21 protein-coding genes are annotated in these 21,207 nt (G+C 63.8%); 15 read left to right on the forward strand and 6 right to left on the reverse strand.

The genetic code is table 11. From position 1 onward, the window contains the following. Positions 1–70 precede the first annotated feature (70 nt). A complete protein-coding gene (locus C8K18_RS04305) occupies positions 71–688 on the forward strand; it encodes a hypothetical protein (protein WP_006051789.1) in 618 nt (205 codons plus the stop codon). A 55-nt stretch (positions 689–743) separates the two neighbouring features. Here C8K18_RS04305 and C8K18_RS04310 read toward each other — a convergent pair whose 3' ends face one another. Together C8K18_RS04310 and C8K18_RS04315 are read right to left on the reverse strand one after the other, a co-directional pair. After that, on the reverse strand, positions 744–1,586 hold the full coding sequence (locus tag C8K18_RS04310; RefSeq protein ID WP_107706738.1) for a DMT family transporter: 843 nt from the start codon (positions 1,584–1,586) through the stop codon (positions 744–746). A gap of 423 nt (positions 1,587–2,009) precedes the next feature. Further along, positions 2,010–2,522 carry a low affinity iron permease family protein gene (locus C8K18_RS04315; RefSeq protein ID WP_107706739.1) on the reverse strand — a complete coding sequence of 171 codons (513 nt, stop codon included), beginning with the start codon at positions 2,520–2,522 and terminating at the stop codon, positions 2,010–2,012. 291 nt (positions 2,523–2,813) lie between these two features. Here C8K18_RS04315 and C8K18_RS04320 point away from each other — a divergent pair, with 291 nt between their 5' ends. Further along, positions 2,814–3,674 (forward strand): class I SAM-dependent methyltransferase, encoded by an 861-nt coding sequence (locus tag C8K18_RS04320; RefSeq protein WP_107706740.1) that lies wholly within the window; start codon positions 2,814–2,816, stop codon positions 3,672–3,674. A 224-nt stretch (positions 3,675–3,898) separates the two neighbouring features. On the opposite strand, the gene chrA is transcribed toward C8K18_RS04320, so the two are convergent. Then, a complete protein-coding gene (chrA, locus tag C8K18_RS04325; RefSeq protein WP_107706741.1) occupies positions 3,899–5,227 on the reverse strand; it encodes a chromate efflux transporter in 1,329 nt (442 codons plus the stop codon). Between the two features lie 234 nt (positions 5,228–5,461). Here chrA and C8K18_RS04330 point away from each other — a divergent pair, with 234 nt between their 5' ends. From C8K18_RS04330 to C8K18_RS04385, 11 genes are all read left to right on the forward strand, one after another. Continuing rightward, entirely contained in the window at positions 5,462–6,067 is a 606-nt protein-coding gene (locus C8K18_RS04330; protein WP_053858194.1) for a 2'-5' RNA ligase family protein, read from the forward strand. A gap of 258 nt (positions 6,068–6,325) precedes the next feature. After that, positions 6,326–6,772, forward strand: coding sequence for a DnaJ family domain-containing protein (locus C8K18_RS04335; RefSeq protein ID WP_006051782.1), 447 nt, complete (start codon positions 6,326–6,328; stop codon positions 6,770–6,772). A gap of 449 nt (positions 6,773–7,221) precedes the next feature. Further along, positions 7,222–7,758 carry a tRNA adenosine(34) deaminase TadA gene (gene tadA, locus C8K18_RS04345; RefSeq protein ID WP_244231002.1) on the forward strand — a complete coding sequence of 179 codons (537 nt, stop codon included), beginning with the start codon at positions 7,222–7,224 and terminating at the stop codon, positions 7,756–7,758. 154 nt (positions 7,759–7,912) lie between these two features. Continuing rightward, complete coding sequence (gene ldcA / locus C8K18_RS04350; protein ID WP_053858191.1) at positions 7,913–8,839, forward strand: muramoyltetrapeptide carboxypeptidase; 927 nt, start codon at positions 7,913–7,915, stop codon at positions 8,837–8,839. 311 nt (positions 8,840–9,150) lie between these two features. Beyond that, positions 9,151–10,002: a GntR family transcriptional regulator gene (locus tag C8K18_RS04355; protein ID WP_107706744.1), complete on the forward strand. Its 852-nt coding sequence runs from the start codon at positions 9,151–9,153 to the stop codon at positions 10,000–10,002. 355 nt (positions 10,003–10,357) lie between these two features. Continuing rightward, complete coding sequence (locus C8K18_RS04360; protein ID WP_006051777.1) at positions 10,358–11,839, forward strand: NCS1 family nucleobase:cation symporter-1; 1,482 nt, start codon at positions 10,358–10,360, stop codon at positions 11,837–11,839. 60 nt (positions 11,840–11,899) lie between these two features. Further along, positions 11,900–12,727, forward strand: a complete 828-nt coding sequence (locus tag C8K18_RS04365; protein WP_107706745.1) for an aspartate/glutamate racemase family protein — start codon at positions 11,900–11,902, stop codon at positions 12,725–12,727. A 240-nt stretch (positions 12,728–12,967) separates the two neighbouring features. Then, entirely contained in the window at positions 12,968–13,918 is a 951-nt protein-coding gene (puuE, locus tag C8K18_RS04370; RefSeq protein ID WP_107706746.1) for an allantoinase PuuE, read from the forward strand. Beyond that, positions 13,915–14,436: a 2-oxo-4-hydroxy-4-carboxy-5-ureidoimidazoline decarboxylase gene (gene uraD, locus C8K18_RS04375; protein WP_107706747.1), complete on the forward strand. Its 522-nt coding sequence runs from the start codon at positions 13,915–13,917 to the stop codon at positions 14,434–14,436. The genes puuE and uraD overlap by 4 nt, the downstream gene beginning before the upstream one ends. A gap of 73 nt (positions 14,437–14,509) precedes the next feature. Beyond that, positions 14,510–15,523 (forward strand): allantoicase, encoded by a 1,014-nt coding sequence (alc, locus tag C8K18_RS04380; protein WP_006051773.1) that lies wholly within the window; start codon positions 14,510–14,512, stop codon positions 15,521–15,523. Continuing rightward, positions 15,520–16,032: an ureidoglycolate lyase gene (locus tag C8K18_RS04385; protein WP_107706748.1), complete on the forward strand. Its 513-nt coding sequence runs from the start codon at positions 15,520–15,522 to the stop codon at positions 16,030–16,032. Before alc ends, C8K18_RS04385 begins: the two co-directional genes overlap by 4 nt. Before the next feature lie 377 nt (positions 16,033–16,409). On the opposite strand, the gene C8K18_RS04390 is transcribed toward C8K18_RS04385, so the two are convergent. Beyond that, positions 16,410–17,603 carry a urate hydroxylase PuuD gene (locus C8K18_RS04390; RefSeq protein ID WP_006051771.1) on the reverse strand — a complete coding sequence of 398 codons (1,194 nt, stop codon included), beginning with the start codon at positions 17,601–17,603 and terminating at the stop codon, positions 16,410–16,412. A 181-nt stretch (positions 17,604–17,784) separates the two neighbouring features. After that, entirely contained in the window at positions 17,785–18,138 is a 354-nt protein-coding gene (uraH, locus tag C8K18_RS04395; protein ID WP_006051770.1) for a hydroxyisourate hydrolase, read from the reverse strand. A gap of 118 nt (positions 18,139–18,256) precedes the next feature. On the opposite strand from uraH, the gene C8K18_RS04400 reads away from it, so the two are divergent. Together C8K18_RS04400 and C8K18_RS04405 are read left to right on the forward strand one after the other, a co-directional pair. Then, positions 18,257–18,514 (forward strand): hypothetical protein, encoded by a 258-nt coding sequence (locus C8K18_RS04400; protein WP_161966571.1) that lies wholly within the window; start codon positions 18,257–18,259, stop codon positions 18,512–18,514. A gap of 172 nt (positions 18,515–18,686) precedes the next feature. Then, the gene (locus C8K18_RS04405; protein ID WP_107706750.1) at positions 18,687–20,093 is read left to right on the forward strand and encodes an 8-oxoguanine deaminase; all 1,407 of its coding nucleotides are present in this window, start codon (positions 18,687–18,689) and stop codon (positions 20,091–20,093) included. 79 nt (positions 20,094–20,172) lie between these two features. Here C8K18_RS04405 and C8K18_RS04410 read toward each other — a convergent pair whose 3' ends face one another. Beyond that, complete coding sequence (locus C8K18_RS04410) at positions 20,173–21,105, reverse strand: LysR substrate-binding domain-containing protein (RefSeq protein ID WP_006051768.1); 933 nt, start codon at positions 21,103–21,105, stop codon at positions 20,173–20,175. Positions 21,106–21,207 lie beyond the last annotated feature (102 nt).

The following is a 21,207-nucleotide window of genomic DNA, read 5'->3' on the forward strand; positions in this document are numbered from 1 at the left end:
TCGTTTTGCAGTCCCCGCTTTGCAGTTCTTTTTTGATCGTTTTCGATCGTTTCTCACGGAGCATTCATTCATGTCTATTCGCCTGAAAATCGGCATCACGCTCGCGACGCTCGCCTTTGCCGGCGCCGCGCTCGCACAGACGCCCGCCGCCAAACCGTCGCGCATTCGCGGCGATATCGTTTCGCTCGACGGCGACGTGCTGAAGGTGCATCGCCGCAGCGGCGACACGGTATCGATTGAACTGAAGCCGGCTGTCGCCGTGTCGGCGGTCAAGTCGATGCAGCTTTCCGACATCAAGCCGGGCTCGTTCGTCGGCACGGCCGCGACGACCGGCACTGACGGCAAGCTCACGGCAACCGAAGTCGTCGTCTTCCCCGAAGCCGCGCGCGGCACGGGCGAGGGTCACTATGGCTGGGACCTCGGCCCCAACAGCACGATGACGAATGCGAACGTCGACACGGTGGTCCAGGGCACGAGCGGCCGCAACCTGAAGCTCTCGTACAAGGGCGGCAGCAACGAGGTGACGGTGCCGCCGAACGTGCCTGTCGTGACCTTCACGCCGGCTGCCCGTTCGGATCTGACGCCGGGCAAGAAGGTGTTCGTCGTGGCAACCGCCGCATCGCAGGGCGGCGCGTATGTCGCTCAGCGCGTGGTCGTCGAAAAGGATGGCGTCGCGCCGCCGATGTAATGGGCGCTAGTGCGGCAAGTGCGGCAAGCGCGGCGGCGCGGCGAGGGCTTGAGCATCAGAGCCCGAGACAAACCGCGCCGGCCGCGACCACCACGCAGGCAAGCCAGCGCTTGCCGTTGACCGTTTCGCCGAGGAACACGCGTCCGATCAGCACGGCGAACACCACGCTGGTCTCGCGCAACGCCGAGACGGTGCCCATCGCGCCCGACTGCATCGCCCAGATCACGATGCCGTACGCCGCCACCGACACAAGCCCGCCCACGAGCGACGAGCCGACCGCCGCCGGCGCCGAGCGTATCGGCATCCACAGCGCGGGCAGCCCGCGCCTCGCGATGAACAGCAGCGGCATCAGCCAGTAGAACAGGAACATCCACGCGGTGTAGGCAAGCGCCTCGCCGCCGGACAGCCGCACGCCGATGCCGTCGATCACCGTATAGAGCGCGATGGTCGCGCCGGTCGTCAAGGCGGCCAGCACGCCCGCGCGCGACACGCGCCCCGCTTGCAGTGCAATGGCGATGATGCCGCCGGAGATCATCGCGATCCCGAGCGCGTGCAGCGGGCCGATCGCCTCGTGAGCGAAGAGCGCCGCGCCGAGCGTGACGAGAAGCGGCGACGAGCCGCGCGCGACCGGATACGCCTGCGCCAGATCGCCGCGTCGGTACGCGTGCACGAGGCTCGCGTTGTAGCCGATATGCACGAGCCCCGATGCGACCACATACGGCCACGCCGCGGCGGCCGGCAGCGACGTGAACAGAACGATGACCGTGCTGACCGCCGCGATGGCGATGCTCATCCACGTCATCGACAGGAAACGGTCGCGGTTGCCGTGCAGCAACGCGTTCCAGCTTGCATGAAGCAGGGCCGCGACGAGGACGAGACCGCCGGTATAGCTGAGCATGCGCGGGTCAGGCCAGGGGTACGGGAAGCGGACTTGCAGGCGCGAAAGCGGGGACAACGGCTTGAGCGATGTTCATGGTTTTTCTGTTGCAGCGTGGTTGGCGTAAGGCGGATCAGGTGCCGACGCGCGAGCGCGCGTGAGGCCGCGCGAAGCGTTCGATCTTAAACGGAATTCACAGGGATTGCCCGCGCGTCTCGCAAGGGCCTGCACGGCGGAGGAGCGTCGGTGCGCGGCAAGCGCTCGACGTTTCGCCGGTGTCGCTTGAGGAGCAGAGCCGCGAGTTGAACGATGCGGTGGCCGTGTTTCGTTTGAAGGGAGACGCGGTGGTGCGGTGAGGCGAAGCGGCCTTCTTTGCTGTTATCGATGGGTGCGTGGTTCGCCTCGCCTGGCCGCGTTGCGTTGCGTCGCGTTAGGAAACGTGCGCTAGTTTTTTCGCTCGTGTGGGTTTGGTGTGTCTCGCTTGTCTTGCTTGTCGTCGTCACGATGGCGGTCGTCGTCGCTCCGCTTTTCGTCGCTCATGTCGCGATTGTCGACGAACGGCGAATCGGTATCGCTGCCGCCTTTGCGCAGCGCGACGCGCGCATCTTTCGCGAGATTTTCGTACTGTTTGCGAAAGCGCGTGAGGTCTTTCTCCTCCAGTTCTTCGAGATCGAGCAGTGCGTTATGCGCGCCTTCGATCGCGCGGATCAGTTCGTCGAGCTTGATCTGCATCGCGGCCGTATCGCGGTTCTGCGTGTTCTGGATCAGGAAGACCATCAGGAACGTGACGATCGTCGTGGATGTGTTGATCACGAGCTGCCACGTGTCGCTGTAGTGAAAGAACGGCCCCGTAACGGCCCACACGATCACGAGCGAGACGGCGATGACGAAGGTGCCCGGCCGGCCGGTCATCGTCGAAAGATAGCTCGCGAAGTTCGAAAACCATCTGCTGCTCATGGCGATCTCCCTGAGGTCTGGTCTGGTTCATAGGATGATCGCATAGAGATGCGAAGGGATCGGATGTTGAGTGGCGATTCGGCGCGGTGGGGATCTGTATGGTGTTGTGTGCCGATGCTATGCTTTTTGTTTGCTGCGGGCTGGGCGCGCAGAGCAGAGGTTATGGCGCGGAGCTTTCCGTGCGTGGGTTGCCGCGTACTGAGACTGCGGTGCTGCGCTCTGTGCTGCTGCTCCCCCAGCCGGCGATGAAGCGAAGCACACGCATCGCATAAATGAGGAGGATCGGCGATCATGAACGAAGAGCGAGAGCTGGCACCCGACAGCACCGCGGCCCGCGTCGCCCTGTGGCGTGCGTTGCATACCGAGGCAGACGCCGCGCCGCATGTTTTCGACGATTCCATTGGGCTGAAGCTGCTGTCTCCTGGCGACGACTGGCGTCAGCGCGGCGACATGGACCCGCAATTCACGCGTCCGTTTCGCGCATCGATCGTGGCTCGCGCTCGCTTCATCGAAGATCTCGTGGCCGAGCAGGCCGCGCACGGAATCGATCAGTATGTGATACTTGGCGCGGGCCTCGACAGTTTTGCGCAGCGCAGGCCCGAGCTTGCTTCACGCCTCACCGTGTTCGAGATCGATCAGCCTGTGCCGCAGGCGTGGAAACGTCGGCGGCTGATTGAGCTCGGCTTCGGCATTCCACAGTGGCTGCGTTTCGTGCCGGTCGATTTCGAGGCCGGCGAAGCGTGGCGCGAGCGGCTGATGGCCGAGGGCTTCGACAGCAGCAAGCCGGCAATCGTGGTCTCGACGGGCGTGAGCATGTATCTGACACGCGATGCAAACGCGGCCACGCTGCGCGAAGTCGCGGCCTTCGCGCGCGGATCGACGCTCGCCATGACTTTCCTGCTGCCGCTGCAGATGGCAGACCCCGAGGTACGCCCCGGACTGGAAATGGCGGAGAAGGGCGCGCTCGCAAGCGGCACGCCTTTTCTCAGCTTCTTCACGCCGGCGGATATGCTGGCTCTTGCGTACGAAGCCGGGTTCACGCAGGCCCGGCACGTTTCGGCGGCAGATCTCACGCAGCGCTACTTCGCGGACAGGACCGACGGTTTGCGTCCGCCGAGCAATGCTGAAGAGCTATTGGTCGCGAGTATGTAAGGCTGTTTTTGGCGGACGCCGCTGAGCGGCCTTCCGCGCTTAGTGTCGCGAGTACCTGGCCCGCTCTTGACGGACGCCCGCGAGGCAGCGGCGTTTCGCGCTTCATGCTGAGAGTACTTGGCCCGCTCTCGACGGAGGCCACGATGCACCCGCCTTCCGCGCTTCATCTCGCGAGTACCTGAACCGTTCTTGACGGACGCCGCGACGCAGCAGCGTTCCGCGCTTCATGCAAGCAGCCGGAACGCGAGCCCTGCCGCGCCGCACGTCAGCACCACCGGTATCACGCCGGCCTTCAGCCGAAACAGGGCAAGCGCCGCCGCGAACCCGATGACGAGCGACGGCCAGTCGAAACTTCCATGCAGGCCGTGCGGCCACAAAACGTGCAACGCAAAGAAGACCGCGAGATTCACGATGACGCCGACCACGGCTGCGGTGATCGCCGTCAGCGGCGCGGTGAATTTCAGGTTGCCGTGCGTGGTCTCGATAAACGGGCCGCCAAGCAGAATGAACATGAACGAAGGCAGGAAGGTGAAGAACGTCACGACCGTCGACGCGACGACCGCGGACAAGAGCAGCGCGTGCGGACCGAATATCGCTTTCGTCCATCCACCGACAAAGCCGACGAACGCGACGACCATGATCAGCGGGCCGGGCGTCGTCTCGCCGAGTGCGAGGCCGTCGATCATCTGAAGTCCCGTGAGCCAATGCTGATGCTCGACCGCGCCCTGATAGACGTACGGCAAAACAGCGTAGGCGCCGCCGAACGTAAGCAGCGCGGCCTTCGTGAAAAACCAGGCCATTTGCGTGAGCGCGCCGCTCCATCCGTAGAGCGCCGCCAGCGTACCGATCGCCGCGAGCCATAAGGCGACGAAGCTCGCGAGCACAATAGAAAAGCGCTTCCACGTGAAGAGCGCATGGCGAGGCGTCGGCGTGTCGTCGTCGATCAGCACCGGACCATGAAGCTGTGCGGCGGCGGCGTGTTTCCCGCCCATCGCGAAGCGGGCCGGCGCATATTTGCCACCCAAGTACCCGATGATGCCGGCGACGAGAACAATCAGCGGGAAGGGCACATTGCCGACGAAAATCGCGAGAAACGCGGCGGCGGCGATCGTCCATAGCCACGCGTTCTTGAGCGCTCGCGAGCCGATGCGATACGCGGCGAACACGACAATCGCCGTCACGGCCGGCTTGATGCCATAAAGCACGCCGGCCACGGCCGGGACGCTGCCGAACACGAGATAGACCCACGAAAGGCCCATCAGAATGAAGAGCGACGGCAGCACGAACAGTCCGCCCGCGATCACGCCGCCCCACGTGCGATGCATGAGCCAGCCGATGTACGTGGCCAGTTGCTGCGCCTCCGGGCCCGGCAGCACCATGCAGAAATTCAGCGCATGCAGGAAGCGCTTTTCCGAGATCCAGCGCTTTCTTTCGACGAGTTCCTCATGCATGAGCGCAATCTGGCCCGCCGGACCGCCGAAGCTCATGAAGCCGAGCCGCAGCCAGTACCAGAACGCCGTGGAAAAAGGGACCTGCGCGACGTCGTCTTTCATTGAGGTAGACCTGTTGTTTTCTCTGCCAGAACTTCTGGTTTTTCTGCAATTTCACGTTGCCGCCCGTACTGTATGAATGTACAGTATTCTACGTAGACGGTTTGGTACGGCAAGCGTTTTTTTGGGGGGGCGGCAGTGCGGCTTTCGCGCTCGCAGCACCCCCGAGTCAGTTAATGGCCAGTTAATGTGAAGGAGGATCCGTGTAGATGCCGGCTTTCACCACGCAGGAGCAAGATGCCTGAACAACTGTGGTTGCCCGGGCTCGAGGCGCCGCCAACCCCGACCGACGGTCTGTTCTTCGCTGTGTTTCCGGACACTAGCACGGCGGCCAGCATTTCAAAGCTCGCGCAGGAGCTTTGCGGGGAGGCGCGCGCCCGCGGCAAGCCGCTCGCCGCCAATCGGTTGCACGTCACGCTGCGTCACCTCGGCACTTTTGCAGGCGGGCTGCCGCAGGCCCAGGTGGCGGCGGCCATGCAGGCGGCCGCGTCGGTGCGCGTGGCGCCGTTTACCGTCGAATTCGATACGGTCGAGAGCTTCGCTTCGAAGCCACGGCCGGGGCCATTGGTGCTGACGGGAACTGAGGGCGTCGTCGGCCTGCATGCGCTTCATGATGCATTGCGCAGCGCGTTGGAGAGCTGCGGCCTCGACAGTCATCGGGGCTCGGGGGCCGTGGCTTTTACGCCGCATGTGACGTTGGCTTACGGTTTGCCGTGGGCTGCGCCGCGCCCGGTCGAGCCGGTCTGCTGGAATGTGCGCGGTTTTGCGTTGATACATAGCTTGTTGGGGCGTACCCGGCATATCGCGCTTGCGCGGTGGCCGCTCGAAGCTGCCGAGTCATAGGGGAGGGAAGTCCGCATCGTGGGCTCTCGGGCTTGCTGTGGATCGTACGAGGGCCCGGCGCTACCGCGGAACTGGGCTCGAATTGATTGCACGCTCGGCGCGCTCACATGGCCGGCTTGCGTCCACAAACGCCGCATACACAGCATCCACGAAATGTCCGCGCAAGATGCGAAGGGGCGGCGGCGCCGGTCGCCCCGGCGGAGGCAACCGTCGCGCGCCCTGATAGAATGCCTTGGGCCGCAACGTAGTGGATTGCAGATGAGATTGCTTGATGCGTTAGTCGAACAGCGTATTGCCGCCGCCGCGGCGCGCGGCGAGTTCGACGATTTGCCGGGCGCGGGCGCGCCGCTTTGCCTCGACGACGATGCACTCGTCCCGGAAGAGGTGCGCGTCGCGAACCGGATTCTGAAAAATGCGGGTTTCGTGCCGCCTGCCGTCGAGCAGTTGCGCGCGTTGCGTGACTTGCAGGCCGAGCTGAATGCCGTGAGCGACAAGGCTACGCGCTGTCGCCTCCAGGCGCGCATGCTGGCGCTCGATATGGCGCTGGAATCGCTGCGCGGGAGCGCTATGGCGTTGCCGCGCGAATATTGCCGTCGGATCGCCGAACGGCTGTCCGAGCGTGCTTCCAATGACGAAACGTCTCGATTGGAAAGCGCGGCGTCGGTTGTGTCCGGCGCGGAGAACGTCGCTGCGAGGTCGCGGTGAGCGAGCCCGTCGTCCATCGGGGCGCGGCGCATGCCGAGCCGGATCGGATCGAGGGCAGCAAGGCGTCGGATGGATCGCCTGCTGTTGTCGAGGGCGTTGACACGGCGAGCGGTGCTTGCGCGGGGGGCACGCCGCGCGTCGACGCCACTGGCGTGTCCGCGCCAGGGCGGCCGCTGGTCGCGCAGTCGGCCGTCGCTGAGCCTTCACCCGCAACTACAACGGCCTCTGCTGAAACCGCTGGGTCTGGTGCTCCTGCTGCAACTGCCGCGATCCCCGCAGCCGCTGCGACTGCCGAAACTGCTGCACCTGCCGAAACCGCTGCCTCTGCTGAAACCGCTGCCTCTGCCACAACTCCGGCAACTCCGGCAACTGCCGCAACTGCCGCAACTGCCGCAACTGCCGCAACTGCCGCAACCGCCGCAAGCGATCCGGCTGCACCGCCCACCGGCATCCCCACCCCCATCTCCGACCGCGACCGCCGCTTCATGGCGCTCGCCCAGGCCGCCGCCGAAGAGGCGCGCGCGGCCGGCGAAGTGCCCGTCGGCGCAGTGCTGGTGCGCGGCGACGAAGTAATCGCGACGGGCTTCAACCATCCGATCGGCGCGCACGATCCGTCGGCGCATGCGGAGATGGTCGCGTTGCGTGCCGCGGCGCAAGTTGCGCAGAACTATCGCTTGCCGGGCTGCGAACTGTATGTGACGCTCGAGCCGTGTTTGATGTGCGCCGGCGCGATCATGCATGCGCGCATCGCCCGGGTTGTGTTCGGCGCACGCGATCCGAAAACGGGCGCGTGCGGGAGCGTCGTCGATGCGTTCGCGAACCCGCAGTTGAATCACCACACCGAGGTAACGGGCGGCGTGCTCGAAAGCGAATGCGGCGCCGCACTGAAGTCGTTCTTCGCGGAACGGCGGCGCGCAAGCCGCGAAGCGCGGGCGGCGGCGCGCGCCGGCGTCGGTGCGCAAAGCAAGCCAGGCGAGCCGCTCTGAACAGCAACCGCGCGCACAACTCCAACCAGCAACCTCGATCAGCAACCGCAACCAACAACCGCAACCAACAACCGCAGCCAACAACCGCAGCCAACAACCGCAGCCGACAACCGCAACCAACAACCGCAGCCAACACCATAACAAGGTCCCGCCGATGACTGTCCACCGTACCTTCGATCTGATCGCACCGTCCGGCTACCCGCCTGACTCCGAGGTGCTGAATCGGGCGTTGCAGCGCCTGCGCGGGCAAGGGCATCGGGTGGAGGGCGTCGACGCGACGCGGCGTCGCTATCAGCGCTTCGGCGGTACGGACGGCGAGCGCGCTGCGGACCTGAACCGGCTCGCGGATGCATCGCGCGCGTTGCCCGATATTGTGCTGGCCGTGCGCGGCGGATACGGCGCGATGCGTCTCCTGCACGGCCTCGATTACGACGGGCTGCAACGCCGGCTGACCGATCAACCGGTCGCGCTCGTCGGCCATAGCGACTTCACGGCGATTCAGTTGGCGCTCCTCGCGCGCGCCGGGCTGAAAACGTTCAGCGGGCCGATGCTGATGAGCGACTTCGGCGCGGAACACGTCAGCGAATTCACGATGCAGCACTTCTGGTCCGCGCTGACAAAGCCCAGCGTGACGATCGCGCGAAACGTCCCGCAAGCGCACGCGGTCGACGTCTCCGGCACCTTGTGGGGCGGCAATCTGGCGGTGCTGACGTCGCTCATCGGCACGCCGTACATGCCACCAGTGCAAGGCGGCGTGCTGTTTGTCGAAGACGTCAACGAGCAACCGTTTCGTATCGAGCGGATGCTTTATCAATTGCATCTGTCGGGCATCCTGGGTCAGCAGCAGGCACTCGTGCTCGGCGATTTTTCGGGCGGCAAGTTGTATGACTATGACAACGGCTACGACCTGCAAGCCATGATCGAGCACATGAGATCGGTGATCGGCATTCCGATCGTCACTGGCCTGCAGTTCGGCCATGTGCCGGACATGGTGACGCTGCCTGTGGGCGCCGACGCGCACCTCATCGCCGACGCCCGCGGCTTCAGGCTGACGTTATCCAACTATCCATTCCTGGGTTGAATGCCCGGGCACCTAAGAAGCGGGCTGCGGCCCGTTTTTCATGGCGCGTCAACGCAACTAACGGCCTCATCCGAACGCCCGTTCGGGCAACGAAGGCAGCGGTGAAGTAACGATTTTGTCGACAAAATAGCCGCTCAAAGACAGCGACTGTGCTCGCCGGCCGAGCGGCGCGTCCTTGCTGACAAAGCCGCCAAATCACCCAGGCCAATTCACGCCGCACCGCACCACGAAAAATTGTCGATGATCGCCGCAAAAATTGTTGACAATCTTTATGTCCATCCTAATATGACCAACATACCGAGACACACATCATGTCCGACACCGACACCGACACCGAATCCGTCAGCGTAAATAGTTCGAAGCCCGAAGCAATTGCCGAGCGCATTCGTGCCGCGATTCTCGAGCATCGGTTGGCGCCCGGAGCGAAGTTGACCGAAGCACAGTTGTGCGAAGTATTCGCGGTGAAGCGTGGTCCGATCCGGCAAGCGTTGGCGCAACTCGCGACGGATCGTCTCGTGGATCTTGAGCCGAACCGCGGCGCGTTCGTCGCGAGTCCGTCGCTTCAGGAAGTGCATGAGGTGTTCGAGATGCGCCGCATCATCGAACTGGCCGTCGTCGAAAAGATTTGCAACGGACACGGCATGCGGCGGTTAAAGAGCATCGGCGGCATGATCGGCCGCGAACGCAAGGCGTTCGAGACGCGCGACTTTTCGTCGTGGATTCGTTTGTCCGGCGAGTTTCATACGGAGCTGGCTCAACTCACCGGCAACACCGTGCTGTGCGATTGCCTGAACGGACTGGTCGCGCGCTCCACGCTGATCTCGGCGTTGTACGAGTCGCTTGGACGAAGCCCGTGTTCGTTCGAGGACCACGAAGCGATTCTCGCCGCGCTCGACGCCGGCGATGCCAAAGAGGCGGCGGCACTCATGTCGCGCCATCTGCAAAGCGTCGAGTTGAAGATGCTGGAGCGGCCCGCACGCGGCGCAGCCGACCTGCATGAAGTATTCGGCGCGCTGAGCGGCGGCATGAGCGGCATGAGCGGCATGAGCGGCATAAGCGGCGCAAGCAGCGGCGCAATGAGCGGCGCACCACGCGGCGCCGCGAAAACATCGCGTGAAGAATCACCCAAAGCGTTATCCAAACGCAAGTCCGCGCCAAGCTGAGGCAAGCGGCCGGCGTGCGCCCGTTGCTGGTGCGCGCCGCACTGAACTGAACCGATAGAGCGAGCGTTGCAAGGCGGCCCGGCGCGGGCGCTGCCGGCCGGCGCACGCGCGTCCGTCGCCAACGCGCCGGACGAAAGTAGCAGCAGACCCATTGCCGGACGTCCGCGGAACGCCGGCAATGCGATAACCACAAGTACTTCAGTACGGAGACATCCGCGGCGTGGCCATCGCGGCGGCCCGAGTCTGTTGCGCTTGCAACGACAGCAGGCGCGGGACCGGCAGCAAAGCCGCAAGTGGCATGGCCAATGCATTGCCCTTCGATTCGCAATCGACGGTCCCATCACAAGGAGGAATCATGGCTCAGTTCAGTGCAGCGCCCGGCAGTTCCGCAATCCCCCCTTATGCAGACGGCGACGCATCCGGCAATCCCGCCATGCCGGCCGGCTACAGCGAGCGCTTATACAACGAGGATCTCGCGCCGCTGCGTCACCAGACCTGGGGCGCCTACAACATCTTCGCGTTCTGGATGTCGGACGTGCACAGCGTGGGCGGTTATGTGTTCGCCGGCAGTCTCTTCGCGCTCGGTCTGACGAGCTGGCAGGTGCTGATTGCGCTGCTCGTCGGCATCGGCATCGTCAACGTGTTGTGCAACATGATCGCGAAGCCGAGCCAGGCGAACGGCGTGCCGTATCCGGTCGCATGTCGCGCGACTTTCGGCGTGCTCGGGGCCAATGTTCCCGCCGTGATTCGCGGGCTGATCGCGGTCGCGTGGTACGGCATCCAGACGTATCTCGCGTCGAGTGCGCTGGTGATCGTCGTGTTGAAGTTCGTGCCGCAACTGCTGCCGTACGCGGACGTGCATCGTCATGGCTTTATGGGCCTCTCGACGCTCGGCTGGTCCGGCTTCATGCTGCTCTGGGTGTTACAGGCGCTGGTGTTCTGGCACGGCATGGAGACGATCAAGAAGTTTATCGACTTCGCGGGTCCGGCCGTTTATGTCGTGATGTTCATCCTCGCCGGTTACATGGTGTATCGCGCGGGCTGGCGCAACATCGGCATCAATCTGGGCGGCGTCAAATATCACGGCATGGAAGTGCTGCCGGTGATGATCACGGCGACCTCGCTGGTGGTGTCCTACTTCTCCGGGCCGATGCTGAATTTCGGCGACTTTTCGCGCTACGGCAAGAGCTTTCGCAGCGTGCAGCGCGGCAACTTCTGGGGACTGCCGGTCAACTTTCTCGCGTTCTCGCTCGTCACGGTGATTACGACGGCGGCCACGCTGCCGGTGTTCGGTCAACTGATTACGGACCCGGTGGAAACGGTCGGCCGCATCGACTATCCGACCGCCGTGATTCTCGGCGCGCTGACTTTCACGATTGCGACCATCGGCATCAACATCGTCGCGAACTTCGTTTCGCCGGCCTTCGACTTCTCGAACGTCGCGCCGCGGCTCATTAGCTGGCGCGCGGGCGGCATGCTCGCGGCGGTTGCGTCGATCTTCATCACGCCGTGGAATCTGTTCAATAACCCGGCCGTGATTCACTACACGCTGGATGTGCTCGGCAGCTTCATCGGACCTTTGTACGGAATCCTGATCGTCGATTACTACCTCGTGAAGCGCCAGAAGATCGTGCTCGACGATCTGTACACGGTCGCGCCGACGGGTTCGTACTGGTATCGCAACGGCGTCAACTATCGGGCCGTTGCCGCGTTGTTGCCGGCCGCGCTGATCGCCGTGTTGTGCGTGATGGTGCCGTCGCTCGACGGCATGGCGAACTTCTCGTGGTTCATCGGCGCGGGTCTTGGGGCGTTGTTCTATCGCCTGCTGGCACGCTGAGCTTCGGTAGGTGAAGGGCAGTGCCGGTGCATTGCCCATGCAGTCGAAAGAGGAGACGAGATGCGTATCAAACTGATCAACCCGAACACGACCCAACGCATGACCGATGCAATGGGCCGCTGCGCGCGCGAAGTCGCCGCGCCGGGCACCGAGGTGATCGCGGTCAGTCCGACGATGGGGCCGCCGTCCATTGAAGGCTATTACGACGAAGCGCTCGCGACGCCGGGCCTGCTCGCCGAAGTGATGGCGGGCGAGCGCGAGGGCTGCGACGGCTACGTGATCGCGTGTTTCGGCGACCCTGGTCTCTACGCGGCGCGCGAGCTCGCGCGTGGCCCGGTGATCGGCATCGCGGAGGCGGCCATGCACGCGGCGAGCGTGCTCGCGCCGGGCTTTTCGGTGGTCACGACGCTTGCGCGCACTTGCGGCATGGCGTGGCATCTCGCCGAGCGTTACGGCATGCGGCGTTTTTGCCGCAACGTGCGCGCGACCGACGTCGCCGTGCTCGACCTCGACAAGCCTGGCTCGGCGGCGCGCCGCATCATCCTCGACGAATGCCGGCGGGCGCTGGCCGAAGACGGTTCCGATGCAATCGTGCTCGGCTGCGCGGGCATGGCCGAGTTGTGCGCGGAGATCGAGGACGCGCTCGGCGCGCCGGTGATCGAAGGCGTGACGGCCGCCGTCAAGTGGACGGAAGCGCTCGTCGCACTGCGGCTGTCGACCGCCAAGCGCGGCGACTATGCGCGGCCATTGCCCAAGCGCTATGACGGCGCGCTGGAATCGTTCAGTCCGTCGGCAGCGGACCCGAATCCCGCGCCGCCGCGCGTGAGCCATGCCGATTCGCTGCGGGTAAACACCAGCGAAGCAGAGCCGCACATACATTCAGTCTGACACGCACTATCTGCGCCGGTGTATGGGCGCACCAACGCGTTTTCGCTACACTGGTCCAACTCGCCGCGGGCCGTCCGACGTGCTGTGCGCTGCCTTGTGGTGGCCGTTGTGGTGGCCATCTCGGTGGCCATCTCGGTGGCCGTCGCGACGGTTATCGCGGCGGCGCCGCACAAGGCTTCAACAGATCCTGCAGCGCGCTTCGCGAGCCCACACGTATCGTCACTACGCATTCGTCAAACCATGCCACTCGACCCCAACTATCCACGCGATCTGATCGGCTACGGCCGCCACCCCGTGCAGGCCAACTGGCCAGGGCGAGCGCGCGTCGCCGTGCAATTCGTCCTCAACTACGAGGAGGGCGGTGAAAATTGCGTGCTGCACGGCGACCCCGGCTCCGAGCAGTTCTTGTCGGAGATCGTCGGCGCGGCTGCGTATCCGGCGCGTCACATGAGCATGGAGTCGATCTACGAATACGGCTCGCGCGCGGGCGTGTGGCGCATTCTGAGCGAATTCGAAAAGCGCGGCTTGCCGCTCACCGTGTTCGGCGTGGGCATGGCGATCGAACGGCATCCCGAAGTGGCGCGTGCATTCGTCGAACTCGGCCATGAGATCGCGTGTCATGGCTATCGCTGGATTCACTATCAGGACGTATCGCCGGAAAAAGAAGCCGAGCATATGCGGCTCGGCATGCAGGCGATCGAGCGCGTCACCGGCGAGCGGCCGCTTGGCTGGTACACCGGCCGCGACAGTCCGAACACGCATCGGCTCGTCGCCGAATACGGCGGCTTTCTATACGACTCCGATTACTACGGCGACGACCTGCCGTTCTGGATGGACGTCGAGGTCACAGGCGGCTCGACCGTGCCGCAACTGATCGTGCCGTACACGCTCGACACCAACGACATGCGCTTCGCGAGCCCGCAGGGCTTCAACACCGCGGACCACTTCTTCACGTACCTGCGCGATGCGTTCGACGTGCTCTACGAAGAAGGCGACGAAGCGCCGAAGATGCTGTCGATCGGCATGCACTGCCGGCTGCTCGGACGCCCTGGGCGTTTCCGCGGACTGCAGCGTTTTCTCGACCATATCGAACAGCACGATCGCGTCTGGGTGACACGGCGCGTCGACATCGCGCGGCACTGGCGCGAACATCATCCGTATCAGCAAAACAACCGCGAGGCGGCGGCATGAAGGCGATGCAATACACACTGGACCAACTCAACACCGTTTCCACCGACGCATTCGTCGCGGCGCTCTCGGGCATCTTCGAGCACTCGCCGTGGGTCGCGGAAATCGCCGCAAATGAGCGGCCATTTGCGAGCATCGACGAGCTGCATCGCAAGATGTCGAAGATTGTCGAGACGGCGGGCGAAGACAAGCAGCTCGCGTTGATCAATGCGCACCCGGAGCTCGCGGGCAAGGCGGCGGTGCGCGGCGAACTCACCGCGGAATCCACGCGCGAGCAAAGCGGCGCGGGCCTTGCGCAATGCACGCAGGCAGAGTTCGACAGGCTGCTTGCGCTGAACGCGGCGTATCGCGAGAAGTTCGGCTTTCCGTTCATTCTCGCGGTGCGCGGTTATGACCGTCACGGCATCATCGCGAACTTCGAGGCGCGCGTGAACAACAGCCGCGCCGACGAACTGCGCGCGAGCCTCGATCAGATCTACCGTATCGCACGTTTCCGGCTCGAAGACCTGATTAGCGCGTGAATGGACGTTTGAATCAACGCGCGGCTTCACGGAACGTTTTCTCGCACTAACAAACACATCAAGGAAGACAAAGATGGCACTCCCGACTCTCGACCCCAACGCACCCGAATTCACGCGGCGTTACGTGAATCTGGCGGACCCGCGCCTGGGCGCGCAGGCGCTCGAGGCCAGCGACGAATTCTTCGCGCCGAAGGACCGCATGCTGAACCCGGAGCCGGCCGTCTTCATTCCAGGCAAGTACGACGAGCACGGCAAGTGGATGGACGGCTGGGAAACGCGCCGCAAGCGCGTGACCGGCTACGACTGGTGCGTCGTCAAGCTCGCGCGTCCGGGCGTGATCAAGGGACTCGATCTCGACACGAGCCACTTCACCGGTAACTTTCCGCCGGCCGCTTCCGTCGAAGCCGCGCGCGTGGTGGACGGCGTGCCGAATCAGTCGACGCAATGGACCGAAATCGTGCCGTCGATCACGTTGCAAGGCAACAGCCATCACTATCTCGAAGTCGGCGACACGAATGCGTACACGCACTTGCGCGTGAACATCTATCCGGATGGCGGCATTGCGCGGCTGCGTGTGTACGGTCAGCCGCAAGTCGACTGGGCGGGCGCCAGCCGCACGCAGCAATTCGACCTCGCCGCGATGGAGAACGGCGCGTATCTGGTCGCGGCGAACAATCAGCACTTCGGCGCGGCGTCGACGATTCTGATGCCGGGCCGCGGCGTGAACATGGGCGACGGCTGGGAAACGCGGCGCCGTCGCGAACCGGGCAACGACTGGGCGATCGTCGCGCTGGCACAGCCGGGCGTGATCTCGAAGATCGAAGTCGACACCGCGCACTTCAAGGGCAACTATCCGGACCGCTGCTCGATTCAGGCCGCGTATGTGACGGGCGGCACGGACAGTTCGCTGATCACGCAAGCGATGTTCTGGCCCGTGCTGCTCGGCGAGCAGAAGCTGCAAATGGACAAGCAGCATTACTTCGAAAGCGAGATCGCGGCGCTCGGTCCGGTGACGCACGTGCGCTTTAACATCATTCCGGACGGCGGCGTATCGCGTCTGCGTTTGTGGGGCACGCTGGCATCATGAAAACGCTCGCTATCGAACCATTGACGAAGGAAGCGTTCGCCGCGTTCGGCGACGTGATCGAACTCGAGGGCGCGAAGCAGATCCCGATCAACCTCGGCACGACGATCCGCTATCACGACCTCGCAAAGGTGGACGTGACGGACGAGAACGGCCGCACGCTGATCAACCTGTTTCGCGGACAGCCGCGCACGCTTCCGTTCGAAGTGAAGATGCTCGAACGGCATCCGCTCGGCAGTCAGGCTTTCGTGCCGCTGAACGACAAGCCGTATCTGGTGGTGGTCGCGCCCGCGGGTGATCTCGACGAATCGAAGATTCGCGCATTCGTGACGAGCGGTTGGCAGGGCGTTAATTATGCGAAGGGGGTTTGGCACCATCCGCTGATCGCGTTGGGCGAAGTGAGCGACTTTATCGTCGTCGATCGCGGCGGGGAGGGGCTTAATCTTAACGAGCAGGATCTTGTGGAGCCGCTGTGGTTGACTGAGGATGCGTTGAGTGGGGTGGCGGTTTAGCGTTCCTGTTCCGGCGTAATTGGCAATTGACGAGCAGGATGATGGTAAGGAGCTCATGGCAGAAATGCCGTGGGCTCTTTTGGTTTTTGACGGTCCTCAACATCGGCGAGTCGGCTTCGACTTGGCCAGCGGCGGCATCACTGAGAACGTGCGTTAGCCGGCGCCTCGGCTGCGGCCATGACTGGTGAAACCAACGTCGACCGGCAGCAGGCCGTACAGAATGCCTGCGGGACAGAGGAAGCGTCCAGCAAGCAATTCAACCATCACCGCGCAGCAAACAAAAAACGGGCTTCCCGCTTCCGCGAAAAGCCCGCTCCATGATGCTGAGCGACCTCGGCCCCAACGACCTCACATCCGGCAAAGGCCCAGTCCCGCCATCACTTCGCCGCACCCCCCTCGAACCACGCAGCGATCTTCATCCGTTCGTCGTCCGTCATATGCGTGACATTGCCAAGCGGCATCGCCTTCAGCGTCACCGCTTGCTGATAAATCCGCTGCGCGTTCTGCGAGATCTCGTCCGGCGTATCGAGCAACACCCCAGCAGGCGCGCTGCCCATCATCGTCGGATGCGCGGAGTGGCATGCCACGCAACGCTGCTGCAACACCGGCGCGATGTCGGCCACTTTCACCGTCGGCGCATTCGCCGCTTGCGCCTGCGGGACCATCGGCTTGGGCATCGTCCAGAAGAGGGCGCCGAACATCAGCGCGATGCCGGCGAGCGGCAAATACCACAGCACCTGGCCACGATGACGCATCACGAAGAACTGACGGATCAGTGCGCCGGCCAGCATGATGACGACGAGCACCGCCCAGCTGTGCGGATGCGTGTACGTCATCGCGTAGTGATTCGACAGCATCGCGAAGACGACGGGCAACGTGAAATACGTGTTGTGCACCGAGCGCTGCTTGCCGCGCTTGCCGTAGATCGGGTTCGGCGTGTCGCCCTTGAGCATCGCGTCGACCATCTTGCGCTGGCCCGGAATGATCACGAAGAACACGTTGGCCGACATGATGGTCGCGAGCATCGCGCCCATGATCAGATACGCCGCGCGACCCGCGAAGATATGGCACGCGAGCCACGCCGCGATCAGCACATACACGCCGACGCAGATGCCGAGCACCTTGTCCTTGTTGCCGAGAAGGCGGCACAGCGAGTCGTAGACGATCCAGCCGGCGGCGAGAAAACCGAGCGCCGACGCGACCGCGACCACGGGGCCCATGTCGAGCACGTTTTTGTCGATCAGATACGTGGACGGCGAGAACAGATACAGCACCGTGAAAAGCCCGAAGCCCGACAGCCACGTCGTGTACGACGGCCACTTCGACCAGTGCAGGTCGTCCGGCATTTCCGGCGGCGCGACAGTGTACTTCTGCATGTTGTAGAAGCCGCCGCCGTGCACATGCCACAGTTCGCCGAACACGCCGCGCTTGCGCTGGTTCGGGTCCTGCGGCGGTTTCAGGCTGTTGTCGAGGGCGACGAAATAGAACGACTCGCCGATCCATGCGATTGCGGCGACGACGTGAAACCAGCGAATCGCGAGATTCAACCAGTCGGTGATAAAGCCTTCCATGAAACTCCTCCACTTCTGATTCGTTGCTCGCGCGGCGGCGTGGTGTGCGTCACGCCGCCCCGCGGACTGCGGGGTGAAAGACGCGGTGCGCTCAGTTCGCACGGCGTCGTCGTTCACTCGTCTCTAAGGTTTGTTATTGCGCTTCTGCAATCGACCGCACGCTTTTGCGGTTCCCGATCGATCAGCTGCCGCGATAAGTGCTGTACGACCACGGCGATACGAGCAGCGGCACGTGATAGTGCGCGTTGGCATCGGCGATACCGAAGCGCAACACGACGCGATCCACAAAACGCGGCTCGGGCACCTTGGTGCCGATCGACGCGAAGTAATCGCCCGCGGCGAACACGAGTTCGTACTCGCCCGGAACCAGCGCGTCGCCTTGCAGCAGCGGTTCGTCGCAGCGGCCGTCGTCATTGGTGAGAGTGGTTTTCAGCGCGCGGCGCGTGTCGCCCGAAAGCGCGAAGAGTTCGACCTTGATGCCCGCGCCGGGACGGCCGTTCGCGGTGTCGAGCACATGGGTAGTGAGCTTTCCCATTCGCAGTTTTCCTTGTGTGTTTGCGAGGTTTCGGCGGCAGCCCGATCCAGATACGTTGCGGCGGATCGAGGCTCCACGTCAGTGGCTACATACCCGTCGGCGAATTGAAGCGAGCGCCGTGGCAGCCATTGTAAAAACTTGTTCTGTCGAGCGCGCGCGCGATAAGAAAGATAATAGCTGGCGCATGAACGACAGTCTGCTGAAATCCTCGGCGGATGCGTTCGCGCGGCCTTGCCGTGTAGACGATCCCCGTTGGATCGTACCGTCGTCAAAAATGACCGACTATATCGCCGGCCTGAGGATGGTTATCGCAACGGCGCGAGTTGCCAGCGTTATTTTGGCCGTCGAAGGTTACGTCTGTGCGCCGCAGCAATAAGGCCCGAGCAACTCAAGGCTTATGCGCGGCACACGTCCCGAAGACGGCGGAGCACGCCGGGTAACCGGGCCAACGGCGTTCGACGGGACGCGGCGGCGCGGCGACACGGCTCACGCGCGGTCACATCGCGTTCGAACGACTTTGCACGGAAGCAATCAGGCGGAGAAAGCGGATGACGATGGAACAGGCAGCACAAGAAACCAACAATACGAACAAACCGAACAGAACGATGCTGGTCAAGCACGCCGACGTGCTCGTCACGATGGACGGCGCACGGCGCGAACTGCGCGACGGCGGCTTGTATATCGAGGACAACCGCATCGTCGCGGTCGGGCCGACGGCGGAACTGCCGCCCACCGCCGACGAAGTGCTCGACATGCGCGGACATCTGGTGATTCCCGGCCTCGTGAACACGCATCATCACATGTACCAGAGCCTCACGCGCGCGCTGCCCGCCGCGCAGAACGCCGAGCTGTTCGGCTGGCTCACGAGCCTCTACAAGGTGTGGGCGAACCTCACGCCGGAGATGATCGAAATTTCGACGTTGACCGCAATGGCCGAGCTGTTGCTCTCGGGATGCACGACGTCGAGCGATCACTTGTATATCTATCCGAACGGCAGCCGGCTCGACGACAGCATCGTCGCGGCGCGCCGCATCGGCATGCGTTTTCATGCGGCGCGCGGCAGCATGAGCGTGGGGCGCAAGGACGGCGGCCTGCCGCCGGATTCGGTCGTGGAGCGCGAGGCGGACATTCTGAAGGACACGCAGCGGCTCATCGAGAGTTACCACGACGAGGAGCGTTACGCGATGCTGCGCGTCGTCGTTGCACCATGCTCGCCGTTTTCGGTGAGCCGCGATCTGATGCGCGAATCGGCGGTGATGGCGCGGCACTACGGCGTATCGCTGCACACGCACCTCGCCGAGAACACGAACGACGTTGCCTATAGCCACGAGAAATTCGGCATGACGCCCGCGCAATATGCGGAAGACCTGGGCTGGGTCGGGCGCGACGTATGGCACGCGCACTGCGTGCAACTCGACGACGCCGGCATCGAACTGTTCGCGCGAACCGGCACGGGCGTCGCGCATTGTCCGTGCTCGAACATGCGGCTCGCGTCCGGCATCGCGCCGATCAAGCGGATGCGGCTCGCGGGTGTGCCGGTGGGTCTCGGCGTGGATGGCTCGGCGTCGAACGACGGCGCGCAGATGGTCGCCGAAGTGCGCCAGGCGCTGCTGTTGCAGCGCGTCGGCTTTGGGCCGGATGCGATGACCGCGCGCGAAGCATTGGAGATCGCCACGCTCGGCGGCGCGAAGGTTCTGAATCGCGACGACATCGGCGCGCTCGCGCCGGGCATGGCGGCCGACTTTGTCGCGTTCGATTTGCGTCAACCGCTCTTCGCCGGCGCGTTGCACGATCCGGTGGCGGCGCTGGTGTTCTGCGCGCCGCCGCAGGTGAGCCATAGCGTGATCGGCGGCAAGGTCGTGGTGAAGGACGGACAGTTGACGACGCTGGAACTCGGACCGGTCATCGAGCGGCACAACCGGTTGGCGAAGGCGCTTTACGAAGCCGCGGTGTGAGGCGAAGGCAAAAGGCGGCCGCGTGCGGGGATGCAGATGCACGAAATCGCCGTCGACCGCTCGCGCGGCCACAAAAGCTTCAAGGCTTGTCGATCAACGTCCTGGTCGCTTCCGCGACGAGGCTGCGCAGCCAGCGCACTTCGTCGGAGTAGTGAACGCGCTCATGCCAGAGCTGGTAGTACTGCATCGGCGGAAAATCGAGCGGTGCGGGCACCACGGTCAGCGGCAAAAACTTGGCGTAGTAATCGGCGAAGAGACGCGTCGTCGTGAAGATCAGATCCGATTTGATCAGCACGTACGGCGCGAGATTGAAGTACGGCAGCGTGACGACCACATGGCGCTTCAAACGCTCGCGCGCGAGATGCACGTCGATGGCGCCGCGCTGGCCGACCGAATACGGCGTTGGCGCGAGATGCGGCGCGTTCAGATACTGATCGAGCGTGAGCCCGCCGCGCTTCGCGAACGGATGCGTGTTGCTCATCAGGCAGACGATCTGGTCGACGAACAGGTTCGACAGATGCAGCTGCTCGGGCGGCTCCGGCCAGTTGCCGACGACGATGTCGAGCTTGCCGTCTTCGAGCGCGAGTTCGTAGTCGAACGCGGGGCCGAGCGAATGAAATTCGAGCGTCGCGTTCGGCGCGGCCTGGCGAAAGCGTTCGACCACCGTCGGCACGAACAGCACGTTGAGGTAGTCCGGGCAGCCGATCCGGTAGCAGCGGATCGACGTCGCCGGATCGAAGTTGTGTTGCTGGAACTTGATGCGCTCGATTTCGCGCAGTGCGTTCTGCACCGGTTCGAGCAGGCGCAGGCCGTACTCGGTGGGCACCATGCCGGATTTGCCGCGCACCAGCAGCGGGTCGCCGGTGATGTCGCGCAGGCGGCGCAGCGCGGCGCTAATGGCCGGTTGCGATTGATTCAGTTTGACGGCCGCGCGCGTGACGCTGCGTTCCATCAACAGGGTGTGCAAGACGCGTAAAAGATAGGTATCGATCGCCTCGCGTTGCTGACTCATGACTTCTCCGAAATATATGTTCTGGCTGATCGATGGGGTGCAGGGGTATATGCGTTTTAATATGAACGAAAAACGGCGTCAAGGGAGGCATACCCGCAGAGC

The organism is Paraburkholderia sp. GV068 (genome assembly GCF_003058125.1).
Lineage (GTDB): Bacteria > Pseudomonadota > Gammaproteobacteria > Burkholderiales > Burkholderiaceae > Paraburkholderia > Paraburkholderia graminis.